At 62.9% G+C, this 12,971-nt stretch carries 12 protein-coding genes; 8 read left to right on the forward strand and 4 right to left on the reverse strand.

Going from position 1 to position 12,971, the window contains the following annotated elements; translation table 11 throughout:
* The first annotated feature begins 65 nt into the window (after positions 1-65).
* Entirely contained in the window at positions 66-2,156 is a 2,091-nt protein-coding gene (locus tag KUV26_RS10880) for a 3-hydroxyacyl-CoA dehydrogenase NAD-binding domain-containing protein (RefSeq protein ID WP_222508342.1), read from the forward strand.
* Between the two features lie 174 nt (positions 2,157-2,330).
* Here KUV26_RS10880 and rpe read toward each other — a convergent pair whose 3' ends face one another.
* Complete coding sequence (gene rpe / locus KUV26_RS10885) at positions 2,331-3,020, reverse strand: ribulose-phosphate 3-epimerase (protein WP_222503551.1); 690 nt, start codon at positions 3,018-3,020, stop codon at positions 2,331-2,333.
* Between the two features lie 215 nt (positions 3,021-3,235).
* On the opposite strand from rpe, the gene phnC reads away from it, so the two are divergent.
* The 5 genes from phnC (at position 3,236) to KUV26_RS10910 (ending at position 7,999) form a co-directional block, all read left to right on the forward strand.
* The gene (gene phnC / locus KUV26_RS10890) at positions 3,236-4,054 is read left to right on the forward strand and encodes a phosphonate ABC transporter ATP-binding protein (RefSeq protein ID WP_222508343.1); all 819 of its coding nucleotides are present in this window, start codon (positions 3,236-3,238) and stop codon (positions 4,052-4,054) included.
* A gap of 64 nt (positions 4,055-4,118) precedes the next feature.
* On the forward strand, positions 4,119-5,021 hold the full coding sequence (gene phnD / locus KUV26_RS10895; RefSeq protein ID WP_222508344.1) for a phosphonate ABC transporter substrate-binding protein: 903 nt from the start codon (positions 4,119-4,121) through the stop codon (positions 5,019-5,021).
* A gap of 100 nt (positions 5,022-5,121) precedes the next feature.
* Complete coding sequence (gene phnE / locus KUV26_RS10900) at positions 5,122-5,991, forward strand: phosphonate ABC transporter, permease protein PhnE (RefSeq protein WP_222508345.1); 870 nt, start codon at positions 5,122-5,124, stop codon at positions 5,989-5,991.
* Positions 5,988-7,352, forward strand: coding sequence for a phosphonate ABC transporter, permease protein PhnE (phnE, locus tag KUV26_RS10905; protein ID WP_222508346.1), 1,365 nt, complete (start codon positions 5,988-5,990; stop codon positions 7,350-7,352). The genes phnE (KUV26_RS10900) and phnE (KUV26_RS10905) overlap by 4 nt, the downstream gene beginning before the upstream one ends.
* A 32-nt stretch (positions 7,353-7,384) precedes the next feature.
* The gene (locus KUV26_RS10910) at positions 7,385-7,999 is read left to right on the forward strand and encodes a chloramphenicol acetyltransferase (protein ID WP_222508347.1); all 615 of its coding nucleotides are present in this window, start codon (positions 7,385-7,387) and stop codon (positions 7,997-7,999) included.
* Positions 8,000-8,274: 275 nt separating this feature from the next.
* Here KUV26_RS10910 and KUV26_RS10915 read toward each other — a convergent pair whose 3' ends face one another.
* Both KUV26_RS10915 and gap read right to left on the reverse strand, forming a co-directional pair.
* Positions 8,275-9,345 (reverse strand): Mrp/NBP35 family ATP-binding protein, encoded by a 1,071-nt coding sequence (locus KUV26_RS10915; RefSeq protein ID WP_222508348.1) that lies wholly within the window; start codon positions 9,343-9,345, stop codon positions 8,275-8,277.
* A 233-nt stretch (positions 9,346-9,578) separates the two neighbouring features.
* The gene (gene gap, locus KUV26_RS10920; protein ID WP_222503558.1) at positions 9,579-10,607 is read right to left on the reverse strand and encodes a type I glyceraldehyde-3-phosphate dehydrogenase; all 1,029 of its coding nucleotides are present in this window, start codon (positions 10,605-10,607) and stop codon (positions 9,579-9,581) included.
* A 144-nt stretch (positions 10,608-10,751) separates the two neighbouring features.
* Between gap and KUV26_RS10925 the strand changes: the two genes are divergently transcribed.
* Both KUV26_RS10925 and KUV26_RS10930 read left to right on the forward strand, forming a co-directional pair.
* The gene (locus KUV26_RS10925) at positions 10,752-11,756 is read left to right on the forward strand and encodes a LacI family DNA-binding transcriptional regulator (protein WP_222508349.1); all 1,005 of its coding nucleotides are present in this window, start codon (positions 10,752-10,754) and stop codon (positions 11,754-11,756) included.
* A gap of 149 nt (positions 11,757-11,905) precedes the next feature.
* Complete coding sequence (locus KUV26_RS10930; RefSeq protein ID WP_222503560.1) at positions 11,906-12,121, forward strand: hypothetical protein; 216 nt, start codon at positions 11,906-11,908, stop codon at positions 12,119-12,121.
* A gap of 70 nt (positions 12,122-12,191) precedes the next feature.
* On the opposite strand, the gene KUV26_RS10935 is transcribed toward KUV26_RS10930, so the two are convergent.
* A partial coding sequence (locus KUV26_RS10935; RefSeq protein WP_222508350.1) for an iron-containing alcohol dehydrogenase occupies positions 12,192-12,971 on the reverse strand: 780 nt, incomplete at its 5' end.

Consider the following 12,971-nt stretch of genomic DNA (forward strand, 5'->3'; position numbering starts at 1 on the left):
GCCGTGCCTAATCTGTAGGGAGCCGGGCGCAGGCACTGCCGCCGCGGAAGAGAGAGGATGACCGGATGAGTGAAGCCATTGCATATGAGCGCGTCGGTGATATTGCCGTACTGAAGGCGCAGAACCCGCCTGTAAACGCGCTGGGCCTTGATGTGCGCAAGGGGCTGCTGGCGGGGATCGAGCGTGCTGAGGAAGAAGGCGCAAAGGCCGTGCTGATCTACGGCGAGGGAAAGACCTATTTCGCTGGTGCTGATATCCGCGAATTCGGCAAGCCGCCGCAGGAACCCTATCTGCCGGGCCTGTGCAACCGGATAGAAGCGTCGCCGCTGATCGTGGTCTCTGCCATGCATGGCACGGCACTGGGAGGCGGGTTGGAAGTAGCTTTGTCCTCGCACTACCGGATTGCGGTACCTTCGGCCAAAATGGGGCTGCCGGAAGTCAACCTGGGCATCCTGCCCGGCGCCGGCGGCACCCAGCGGCTGCCGCGTTTGGCCGGAACCGAAGCGGCACTGGAGATGATTACCACCGGCCGCCACTTTGGCGCAGCCGAGGCGCTGGACAAGGGTATCATCGACCGGATCGAAAAGGGCGATCCGCGCGAAATAGGCCTCGCCTATGTGCAGGAGCTTCTGGAGAAAGGAGCGCCGCGCCGTGCCGTTGGGGAGATGCCCGCGCCGGAAGCGGTGGATTTTGATGCGGTCTATGAGGCCACATTGAAGAAAGGCCGCGGCCAGCTGTCGCCGGCAACGGCAGTGCGGGCGGTGCAGGCCGCAGTTGAGGCGGAGAGCTTTGAAACGGGCCTTAAGCGTGAGCGAGCCCTGTTCACGGAACTGATGGAATCGGATCAGCGGCAAGGGCTGATCCATGCCTTCTTTGCGGAGCGCGCAGTCAGCAAGCTGCCGGAGCTAGAAGGCGTCGCGCCCCGCGAGGTTGCCGCGATGGGGGTGATCGGAGGCGGCACCATGGGGGCGGGCATAGCCACTGCGGCGCTGCTGGCCGGGCTGCAAGTGGTGCTGGTTGAGATGACGGAAAACGCTGTTTCCGCTGCACGCGGCCGGATCGAAGGCAACCTGCAGGGCGCTCTGAAGCGCGGCAAGATCACCCAGGCGCAATATGATCAACTGACCGGTGAGGCGCTGTCCGTGGTCACGGATTATGCCGCTCTGGGTCAGGTGGAGCTGGTGGTCGAGGCCGTGTTTGAGGACATGGGTGTCAAACGCGAGGTCTTTGGCAAGCTGGACGCCCATTGCAAGCCGGGCGCGGTGCTGGCAACCAACACCTCCTATCTGGACGTTGACGAGATCGCCGCGGCGACCTCCCGGCCGCAGGATGTGATCGGGTTGCACTTCTTCTCTCCTGCGCATGTGATGAAGCTGCTGGAAGTTGTGGTGGCAGAGAAGACGGCGCCGGAGGTGCTGGCCACGGGTTTTGCCCTTGGCAAGCGGCTGAGGAAGGTCACGGTGCGGTCCGGAATCTGCGACGGGTTCATCGGCAACAGGATCATGAACGCCTACCGCAAGGCCGCGGAATATGTGGTGCTGGATGGCGCTTCACCCTATCAGGTGGATAAGGTCGTGACCGGTTTCGGCTTCCCGATGGGGCCGTTTGCGATGGGCGACCTGGCCGGGCTCGACATCAACTGGGCGGCCCGCAAGCGCCGCGCGCCGACGCGGGATCCGCGGGAGCGTGTGCCGCGCTTCTACGAGATGCTCTGCGAGGGCGGTGATTTCGGTCAGAAGACCGGCAGGGGGTTCTACATCTACGAGGAAGGCAAGCGCGGCGGCGTGCCGAACCCCGAGGTGGCGGATCTGATTGCCAAGGATCAGGAGCAGCAGGGCGTTGCTCCGCGCGCCTTCAGCGATGCCGAGGTGTTGCGCCGCTACATGTGCGCGATGGTCAACGAAGCCGCAAGGGTGGTGGGCGAAGGCATCGCGCGGCGGCCGCTGGATGTTGATATGGTGATGGTCTTCGGCTACGGCTTCCCGCGCTACTGGGGCGGGCCGCTGAAATGGGCCGACCTGCAGGGGTTGGACGGCATCCTGGCGGATATCCGGGGCTATGCGGCAGAGGATGAGTTCTTCTGGCAGCCCGCACCGCTGCTGGAGAAGCTGGTGGCCGATGGCAGGACCTTCGACGATCTGAACAAGAGCGGCTGAACGGGCGGGCGCCCCTCCGGCCCGTCGAGGGCCGCCGGGGCGCTGCCCGGCACCGCCGGGCTGGCCGTGCAGACGCTGGCCGTCTCACGAAAAAGCGCCGCGCGGAATGCGCGGCGCCTGTCAAGAGCGGCGCATTCCGGAATGCGCTTCAAATCTGGCGGGAGGTTTCCCGTCTTAGACCCACGTGCCTTCTGTGGCGGCACGGATCTTGCGGATGTTCTCGCCATAGACCTCCGGGTTGTTGACGGAGCCGCCCCTGAAAACGGCGGAGCCTGCCACCAGCACGTCGGCGCCAGCCTCGGCCACCAGCGGCGCGGTTGTGGGGTCAACGCCGCCGTCGATCTCGATATGAATCGGGCGGTCGCCGATCAAGCTGCGCAGACGGCGGATCTTGGCTGTCATGTCGATGAACTTCTGGCCGCCGAAACCGGGGTTCACGGTCATCACGCAGACCAGATCGGTCAGGTCCAGCAGATGCTCCACAGCTTCCGCCGGGGTGCCGGGGTTCAGCGCGACGCCTGCCTTCATGCCCGCCCCGCGGATTGCCTGCAGAGTGCGGTGGATGTGCGGCCCCGCCTCGATATGCGCGGTCAGCACGTCGGCGCCTGCGTCGGCATAAGCGTCGATGTAGGGATCGACCGGAGCGATCATCAGGTGCACATCCATCACTGTCTTCACATGCGGGCGGAACGCCTTCACCGCCTGCGGTCCGAAGGTGAGGTTCGGGACGAAATGCCCGTCCATCACATCCACATGCACCCAGTCGGCGCCCTGCGCTTCGATGGCCTGGATCTCCTCGCCGAAGTTGGCGAAATCGGCGGAGAGGATCGAGGGCGCGATCTTGATCTTGCGGTCAAAGGACATCTGGCAGCTTCCTTTTGCAAAGGGAAATGAGGAGTCGATGGCCGTATAGACTGTCCGGCCTGCTGTGGACAGAGGCAGATTGCGTGTCCGGCTGGTTTCCGGGGGCTGCACGCCCGCGGGTTGCGCCGCTGGGCGTTACAAAACTTTCACGGCAGTGACACATAGGATTTGAGCAGAACCGGTAGGCATCCCTGGAACGGAAAGGGAGCGCCCGGGTGCTGCGCATTGATAAGCTTACAAAACGGTTCGGCGAAAAGATTGCGGTGGATTCCGCCACGCTGGACATCGACAAACCCTGCATGATCGGGATCATCGGCAGGTCCGGCGCGGGGAAATCCACCCTGCTGCGGATGCTGAACCGCCTGGAAGACGCCAGCGGCGGCCGCATCCTGTTTGACGGGCGCGAAGTCACTGGCCTGAAAGGCAGGGACAGGCGGGCCTGGCAGTCCGACTGCGCGATGATTTTTCAGCAGTTCAATCTGGTGCCGCGGATGGATGTGGTCTCCAACGTGCTGCACGGCACGCTGAACCGCCGCAACGCGATGGCGACGCTGTTCAACCTCTATCCGATGGACGACATTCACAAGGCAATCGACATTCTGGACCGGCTGGGCATTGCCGAGCATGCAGCCAAGCGGGCCGAAGCGCTGTCGGGCGGGCAGCAGCAGAGGGTGGCGATTGCAAGGGCGCTGATGCAGGACCCGAAGATCATTCTGGCGGATGAGCCGATTGCCTCGCTCGACCCGATGAACGCCCAGACCGTGATGGAGGCGCTGCGCCGCATCCACGAGGAAGATGGGCGCACCGTCATTGCCAATCTGCACACGCTGGACACCGCGCGCCGCTATTGCGACCGGGTGGTTGGGATGCGCGACGGGCGTATCGTGTTCGATGGGCTGCCGGAGCAACTGACCACCGGTGTGGCACGCGAAATCTATGGTGCCGGGGAGGAATTCTCTGAAGCCGCCACCTCGACCGAGATCGAAACGCTGGAGAAGACGGACGCGCGGCGCGCCGCCATTCCAGCCGAGTAACCCCTGACTTGTTTTCATCGACCCGGCGGGCTGCTTTGCCGGGAACCAAGCGGAGAGAAATGAAATGAAGAATCTGTTTGCTGCCGTTCTGGCAACCACCGCGCTGACCGCCCCTGTTGCGGCAGAGGAAATCAAGGAATTCCGCATCGGTATTCTGGGCGGCGAAAACGCGCAGGACCGTCTGAACAACAATGAATGCCTGCGGGAATACACTGAAAAGGAACTGGGTGTCGAAACCAAACTGTTTGCGCCTGCCGACTACAACGGCGTGATCCAGGGTCTGCTGGGCGGCACCATCGACATGGCCTGGCTGGGCGCTTCGGGCTATGCCAAGACCTATCTGTCCGACCCCGAAGCGGTTGAGCCGGTTCTGGTCAAGGTGAACACCGACGGCGGCTACGGCTACTACTCGGTCGGCTTCGCCCGAAAGGACAGCGGCATCACATCGCTGGAAGACATGAAGGGCAAGGCCTTCGGTTTCGGCGATCCGAACTCCACCTCGGGCTACCTGATCCCGTCGATTGAGATCCCGAACAAGATCAACGCCAGCATGGAGTCCGGTGACTACTTTGGCGAAGTGAAATTCACCGGCGGTCACGAACAGACCATTGTCGCGGTTGCCAACGGCGACGTTGACGGCGGCGTGACCTGGGCGGACGGCCTGGGCGAATGGGAAGATGGCTATCAGTCGGGCGCGCTGCGCCGCGCTGTGGATGCAGGTCTGGTAGACATGAACGACATGGTCGAAATCTGGAAATCGGCGCCGATCCCGGAGGGCCCGGTTGTCTTGCGCAAAGCGCTGCCCGCCGATGTGAAAGAAAAAATGACCGCGCTGATGGACAGCCTCAGCGAGATCGACCGCGATTGTTTCTACGGTGTTGCGGCCGGTGAAGCCAAGAGCTTCGACCCGATCTCACATGAAGCTTACGAAGTGATCATCGAAGCCCGCAAATTGAAATCAGAGTAATTTCAGCACTGAGCTCTGCGGGGTTCCGGGCACTGCCCGGGCCCCGTAATTTCCTTGATGGCTCCTTTTCAAGCCATCAGTTCAAGACCAGGACCCATACATGGCAGATCTGACGGCAGCCCGGCCGACGGTAAACGAGATCCGGGAGCACTACACCGCCCATATCCAGCGCAAGCGGCTTTATGGAGGTATTCTTCTTGCAGTCTTTGTGGCGCTGATGGCAGCGGGATTCCGCACCGCAGATGACCGCAATGCCGGCTCCTTCGCCGATGGGTTCACCCGCGTCTTCGATTACCCTGCAGAGGTTCTGGCCGAAGCTGCCGGGAAGGCCGCGCAGCTGCCGGGGCATCTGGTTCATTTCTTTCCGGCGCTGGTTGAAACTCTGAACATTGCAGCCGCGTCGACCCTGGTTGGCGCGATGTTCGGCACGCTGCTGTCGCTGCTTGCGACCCGGGGCATGGCTCCTTGGCCCGCGCTGATCCCGCTTTTCCGCCGTATCAGTGACATTTGCCGGGCGATCCCGGAAATCGTCATTGCGCTGGTGCTGATCTTTGTCCTTGGCGGCGGGCCGGTGCCGGCGATGATCGCCATTGCCATTCACACCGCCGGGGCACTGGGCAAGCTGTTTTCCGAAGTGAATGAAAACGCTTCGTTAAAACCGGTCGAGGGCCTCACCTCCGTCGGTGCCACCTGGGCGCAGAGGATGACGCTGGGGGTGATCCCGCAGGTTGGCCCGAACTACGTGAGTTATGCGCTGCTGCGCTTTGAAATCAACATTCGCGCCTCCGCCATCCTTGGCTTTGTCGGCGCGGGCGGTATCGGTTACGAACTGAAGAACGCGATGTCCTGGGGGCAGGGGCGTTACGACGAGGCCGCCGCGATTTTCCTCCTCCTTTTTGTCACCATCGTGGGCGTGGACCAGCTGTCCGGTCTGCTGCGTGACCGCCTGACCTATGGAGCGAAGGCATGACCACTTTCGACACGAACCTCACGCCGGCGGAGTTGAAGCTGAGCATCTCGCGGCTGTTTATGAAGAAACGGCTGACCAACTTTGCCTTGCCTGCCGCGGTGCTGGCTTACCTGGCATACGTGTTTTTCGCTTTCAGCATGCCGGGGCTGTGGGAGCGTGCCAGCCTGGACAACGCGCTGACCCTGGTCAGCGACAGCTACAGCTACAAGACCCATGTCACACGCGACAACCGCAGCGGCGAGGTTTCGGTAGCCATCGAGGGCGAGCGCAAGGGGGCCTACCCTGATGGCATGGCACCAGACTGGGTGGCTCTGGGCGAAACCACGGTGATTGATCTGGAAGACGGCCACAGGGTTACTTTCGGACTCGAAACCATTGAGTACGTGATCCCCGGCTATGGCGCCGTGCGCGCCACGCCGAGCCGCACTGCTGGTGTTCAGGCAGAGCTGCCGGCAGGGGAAATTCCCGGTTGGATCAATGTCTCCAAGAACCGCTTGGCAGTGACCACCGAGGCAGGCCGCCTGACAGTGACCCGCAACCGGGCCGAAGTGTTCCGCTACTTCGCTGGATGGGAACTGTTCTTCTTCACCCTCGATAGCCCCTATTACGGCATGGGGGCAGGGGAGCTGCTGCAGCGGGCCGCCACTGGCGAGGGTGGTTCGATCTTCCAGGATTTCTGGACCAACAAGATGTGGCGCCACCAGGACGTGGCCTGGGCCATTGCCGAAACTCTTCTGATGGCGTTCCTTGGCACAATCGGCGCAGGGATCATTGCGCTGCCGCTGGCCTTCGCCGCGACCCGGAACTTCATGCCCCTGAGCAGCATTCGCTTTGCCGTGCGCCGCCTGTTTGACTTTGTCCGCGGCGTCGACTCGCTGATCTGGACCGTGGTGCTGGCCCGCGCCTTCGGACCCGGCCCGCTTACCGGTGCGCTGGCGATCCTGGTGACGGATACCGGCACCTTCGGCAAGATTTTCTCGGAAGCGCTGGAAAACGTAGACCAGAAGCAGATAGAGGGCGTGGCTTCCACCGGGGCCAAGCCGGTGCAGCGCTACCGCTTCGGGGTGATCCCGCAGATCACACCGGTGCTGCTGAGCCAGCTGCTGTACTTCCTGGAATCCAACACCCGCTCCGCCACCATCATCGGCGCGATCACCGGCGGCGGCATCGGCCTCTTGCTGACGCAGGCGATCATTACCCAGAAGGACTGGGAGGAGGTGGCCTATTACATCACGCTAATCATCCTGATGGTGATGCTGATGGACTGGTTTTCGGGCTGGCTGCGCCGCCGCCTGATCAAGGGCGAGGGCGGCAAGGCCGGGCGCACGGCGCGCAAGGGCAAAGCTTTCCTGCTGCCCTGAGCTGGCTCCAAGCGTTTCGAAGAGGACAGAGCATGGCCCGTTTGACAGCGGAAGCGCCCTTCATCCACCCGGACTGCCAGATCACCGGCAGCACCCTTGGCGCCTATGTTGAGATCGGTGCCGGAAGCCGGGTGGCAAATTCGGTGCTCGGCGACTACAGCTATTGCGACCGCAGTTGCGACATTGCCAATGCGCAGATCGGTAAGTTCGCCAACATCGCCAGCTTTGTGCGGATCGGCGCCTCCGATCATCCGATGGAGAAGGCGTCGCTGCATCATTTCCTCTACCGCTCCGCAAGTTATTGGGAGGATGCGCAGGACGACGCGGACTGGTTCGCCCGCCGCGCCGGACGCACGGCTCGTATCGGCCATGACACCTGGGTCGGGCATGGCGCTGTGATCAAGCCGGAGGTGACCATCGGTCACGGGGCGGTAGTGGCCTCGTGCGCCGTCGTGACCAAGGACGTGGCGCCCTACACCATTGTCGGCGGCAACACCGCGCAAGTGATCCGCCGTCGCTATCCCGAGGCGGTGGCTGAACAAATGATGGCGTTGGCCTGGTGGGATTGGGACCATGAGGCATTGCGTGCGGCGCTGCCGGATTTCCGCCAGTTGCGGGCGGAGGAATTTTTGGAGAAATACGCCTGATCCGGCGGGCGGAGGCTCCCGCCTGTTTCTAGGCATTCACAGAATGCCCGTCACAGTTGGGCGTGGCGCCGCTGCGCGGTGCAGAAGCGCTCCGCCCATTCGAACTCGAATGATCTCCCGGAACATCTCTGTTCCAATTCTTTCTGCTGAGAATCGCTTCAAGGGCAGGTTACCCTGAAGCGCCTGCTGCAGTGTGCGGTCTGCCATACCCGCCACAAAGGTGAACGGTGCTGTCCAACCCCGTTTTGCGGCCCTTGACCCGGGGCTGGCCGGGGTCAGGCAGCGCCTGCATCGACCAGCTGGGTGGCGATGTCGAGGAAGACCTTGGCCTGGGCGCCCCCGGGCTGCGCGGCCACGATCGGCGTGCCATTGTCGCCCGCAAGCCGCACGTCCAGATGCAGCGGCACCTCGCCCAGAAGCGGCACGCCGAGCTTCCTGGCTTCCTGCGCCACGCCGCCGTGGCCGAAGACATGCTCCTCATGCCCGCAGTTGGAGCAGATATGGGTCGACATGTTCTCTATCATGCCAAGCACCGGCACGTTCATCTTGCGGAACATGTCGATGCCCTTGCGCGCATCGATCAGCGCTACGTCCTGCGGAGTGGAGACCACGATGGCGCCGTCCACGCGGGTTTTCTGCGCCAGGGTCATCTGCACGTCGCCGGTGCCGGGCGGCAGGTCGACGATCAGCACGTCCAGTTCCCCCCATTGCACCTGCAGGAGCATCTGCTGCAGCGCGCCCATCAGCATCGGGCCGCGCCAGATCACCGCCTGGTCCTCGCCGGTCATCAGCCCCATCGACATCATGGTGACGCCGTGGTTGCGCAGCGGCAGGATGGTTTTTCCATCAGGGCTGGCGGGGCGGCCGCTGACGCCCAGCATCTTGGGCTGCGAGGGGCCATAGACGTCGGCATCCAGCAGGCCCACTTTGCGCCCCTGCATCGCCAGCGCGCAGGCAATATTGGCGGAAACGGTGGATTTGCCAACGCCGCCCTTGCCCGAGGCCACGGCGAGGATCCGCGCCACGCCCGGCACCTTCTGCGGTGCCTGCTGCTGCGGCTGGGCTGCTTTCTTCGGTTTCAGGTCCGGCGGGGCTTTCTCCGAATGGGCGGTCAGCATGGCGGAGACCTTCTCCACCCCCGGCAGCGCTGCCACTGCCGCATCGGCCTTATCGCGCACCGGTCCGTAGGCTTCGGACTTGCCGGGATCTATTTCCAGCACAAAGCGGACAGTGCTGCCTTCTACGGTCACTGCACGGGTGATGCCTGCGCTGACGATATCGCTGCCGCTGACGGGGTCGGTGATGGATTTGAGCGCCTCAAGGACGGTTTCACGGGTGACGGTCACGCCGGTCTCCTGTAGCTGGTCATGTCTTGCGCCTGTTCTGGCGCAATTCGGCAGGTCATGCCAGCCGTACCCGGCCCGGAGGCTGATTTAGCGCATCCTGAAGACAGCATTTCTCCGGATTGGTCTTGCTGGAGGCGAAATCTTGCGGGAAACGCGGCAGCGCCGCGCGTCAGCGCGGCGCCAGGCCCAACGGGAGGAAGCCCATCGGGTTTGCGACGGGTGGGAGACCCCCGTCAGCTGGCCAGGGCAACCTTTGCGGAGTCCATTACCGCGCCGATGCGGCGACCGGTGTCCACCATTCGGTTGGAGAAGCCCCATTCGTTGTCGTACCAGCTGACCACCCGCACCAGCCCTTCGGCGGTGACGGCGGTCTGCGCGGCGGCAAAGCAGCTGGAATGGGGATCGTGGTTGAAGTCAACCGACACAAGCGGGTCTTCCTCGTAGGACAGAATACCTTCCAGCCCGTTCGCAGCTGCCGCCTGCACCGCCGCATTGACTGCATCAACAGTGGCAGGGCGCTCCGGGACAAAGCTGAGGTCCACGACGGAGACATTGGCGGTTGGAACCCGGATCGCTGAGCCCTCCAGGCGGCCTTTCAGATGCGGCAGCACCTCGGAAATCGCGCGCGCGGCCCCGGTGGACGTGGGGATCATCGACAGCGAGGCCGCACGGGCGCGGTAGAGGTCCTTGTGGCTGGTGTCGTGGGTTGGCTGATCCCCGGTGTAGGCGTGGATCGTGGTCATGTAGCCGGTTTTTATGCCAAAAGCCTCGTCCAGCACCTTGGCCAGCGGCGCCAGGCAGTTGGTGGTGCAGGAGGCGTTGGAGACAATGACGTCATCTGCCGCCAAATCCGTATGGTTCACACCATATACAACCGTGCGGTCCGCATCTTTTCCCGGCGCGGATATCAGCACCCGTTTGGAGCCGTTCTTCAGGTGCCGCGCGGCATCGTTGCGCGCGGTGAACAGGCCGGTGCATTCAAAGGCTATATCGACATCCTGCCAGGGCAGCTCCTCAGGGTTGCGCATGGCGCTCAGCCGGATGCTGTGGCGGCCCACGCGGATCAGGTCGTCTGCCAGGAAAACCGGGATATTCAGCCGCCCGTGCACGCTATCGTACTTCAGCAGATGCACCAGCGTTTCCGGTGGCGACAAGTCATTGATGGCCACCACCTCGATATCCTTGGCATCGCTCTCAAGAAGCGCCCGCAGCACCCCGCGGCCAATGCGCCCGAATCCGTTGATTGCAATCTTCAGTGTCATCTCTGATCTCCGGCTGGTGTACCGGATCTGAAGCCGGTATCGATAACGGTTGCGATACCGATAGCGATAACGGAATAGAAAATCAACCCCCATAGCAGCAGGGCCGCTCTTGCGGCTGCCTGCGATCTGCAGGAGCATGGGCGTATGACGAAGAAACTGCTTCTGAAAGACGTGGCCAAGCTGGCCGGAGTGAGCGAGATGACGGCCTCGCGCGCCTTGCGCGGAGCCCCGGATGTATCCGCCAAGACCAAGGCGAAGATCGAGGAAATTGCCCGGGCCCACGGCTATGTCCCGAATCGGATTGCCGGTTCCCTGTCCTCGCAATCGGTTAACCTTGTGGCGGTTGTGGTGCCATCGCTGAACAGCTTTGTGTTTCCTGAGGTGCTGTCGGGTATTTCTGCTGTGTTGAAGCCCAGTCCTTTGAAGCCGGTTGTGGGAATCTCCGGCTACGATTTGGAGGAGGAGGAAAGCGTCATCCGGGAAATGCTGAGCTGGCGGCCCTCGGGGCTGATCGTGGCCGGGCTTGAACACACCGAAGCGACCCGCCGTATGCTGCAGCAGGCCGATTGCCCGGTGGTGGAGGTGATGGATGCCGACGGCGATCCCGTGCGCCATTGCGTTGGCATATCGCATCTCCAGGCCGGGCGCGATATGGCTGAACAGATATTGGCCCGCGGCTACCGGAACATCGGCTTTATCGGCACCAAGATGCCGCAGGATTTCCGGGCCCGGAAACGCTTCGACGGGTTCACCGACGGGTTGGCTGCGCAGGGCGTGACGCTTAGCGATATCGAGCATTACTCCGGGGAAAGCGCAATTCAAACCGGCCGCCAGCTGACCGCGCAGATGCTGGCACGCAATCCGGATCTTGATTGCATCTACTATTCCAGCGATGTGATGAGCGTTGGCGGATTGATGCATTGCCTGGCAGCCGGCCTGTCAGTGCCTGGTGATATTGCACTGGCAGGATTCAATAACCTGCAAATTCTGCAAGGGTTGCCGCTTCAGCTGGCGACCACCGATGCCTGCCGCAGGGAGATCGGCGAACGCGCGGCAAAGGTCATCCTGAAGTCGCGGGAACCCGGCGATGCAGAGGGGCTGGTTTTCGACCGCCTGCACCCCGCGATCAGCCTGGGCGAAACGCTATAGCTAGCTGCCGCCCCCTTGAGCGGCCCGGTCGGAAAACGACGGTCGCGCCGGCCCGCCCAGGGATTTTTCTATAGCTTTGCGGGCCGCCCCGGGGCAACCTGTGGGTATGGTTCCAGTGCAGCACGGGTCAGCCCGGTGAAGGAGTGCAGATGCCCAATTACAACGACATGTTTGAACTTTCTGTCGAGGATATGGATCTGATCGAGACCGCACTGCGGCACACGCGGGACAGTCTGTCCAAGACGCAGCCGGAAACGGGCAGCGGTGACGCGGAAACCCTGCGCCGGGTCCACGCTCTTCTGGGGCGGTTGCACAATCAAAAGATTTTCTACTATCCCAAGGACAAGGTTTACGTGAGCGGCTGACGCTGTTCCTGGGTGTAAACGCGCTCCCCGCGTGGCGGAGAGCGCTGAAGCTAGGGCAAAAACCCTTTTCTTACATTGCCGCCTTGAACAGCTGGGCGAGATTTTCTTCGGTCAGCTCGATGGGGTTGCCGCCGCAGGAGGGGTCGATGATGGCGCCCTTGACCAACTCGGGAACCGCACTCTCGGTGACGCCCAAGTTTGAGAGACCGCGCGGGATGCCCAGCGAATCGTTCAGCTCCTGCACAAAGCCGCGGAACCCGTCGAAGCCGCCTTCGATGCCCAGATAAGCTGCCGCCATGTTGAACCGGTCAGCAATTGCAGAGGCGTTGAACTCCAGCACAGTGGGCATGCAGACCGCGTTGGTGGTGCCGTGGTGGGTGTTGAAATGGGCGCCGATCGGGTGGCTCATCGCGTGGATCGCGCCGAGACCCTTCTGGAAGGCGGTGGCGCCCATCGCGGCGGCCGACATCATCTGGGAGCGGGCTTCGATATCGGTGCCGTCAGCGTAGGCGCGCGGCAGGTAGTCCTTCACGAGGCGCATGCCTTCCAGCGCGATGCCCTGGGACATCGGGTGGTAGTGGGGGCTGCTGAACGCCTCAACACAATGGGCGAAGGCATCGAGCCCGGTGCCCGCAGTGATGAACTTGGGCATGCCAATGGTCAGCTCGGGGTCGCAGATCACCACGGCCGGCAGCACCTTGGGGTGGAAGATGATCTTCTTCTGGTGAGTAACGCTGTCGGTGATCACCGAGGCGCGGCCGACTTCGGAACCCGTGCCTGCGGTGGTCGGCACCGCGATGATCGGCGCGATGGCATCGGCATCGGCGCGGGTCCACCAGTCGCCGATATC

It is taken from the genome of Leisingera daeponensis (assembly GCF_019801465.1).
Lineage (GTDB): Bacteria > Pseudomonadota > Alphaproteobacteria > Rhodobacterales > Rhodobacteraceae > Leisingera > Leisingera daeponensis_A.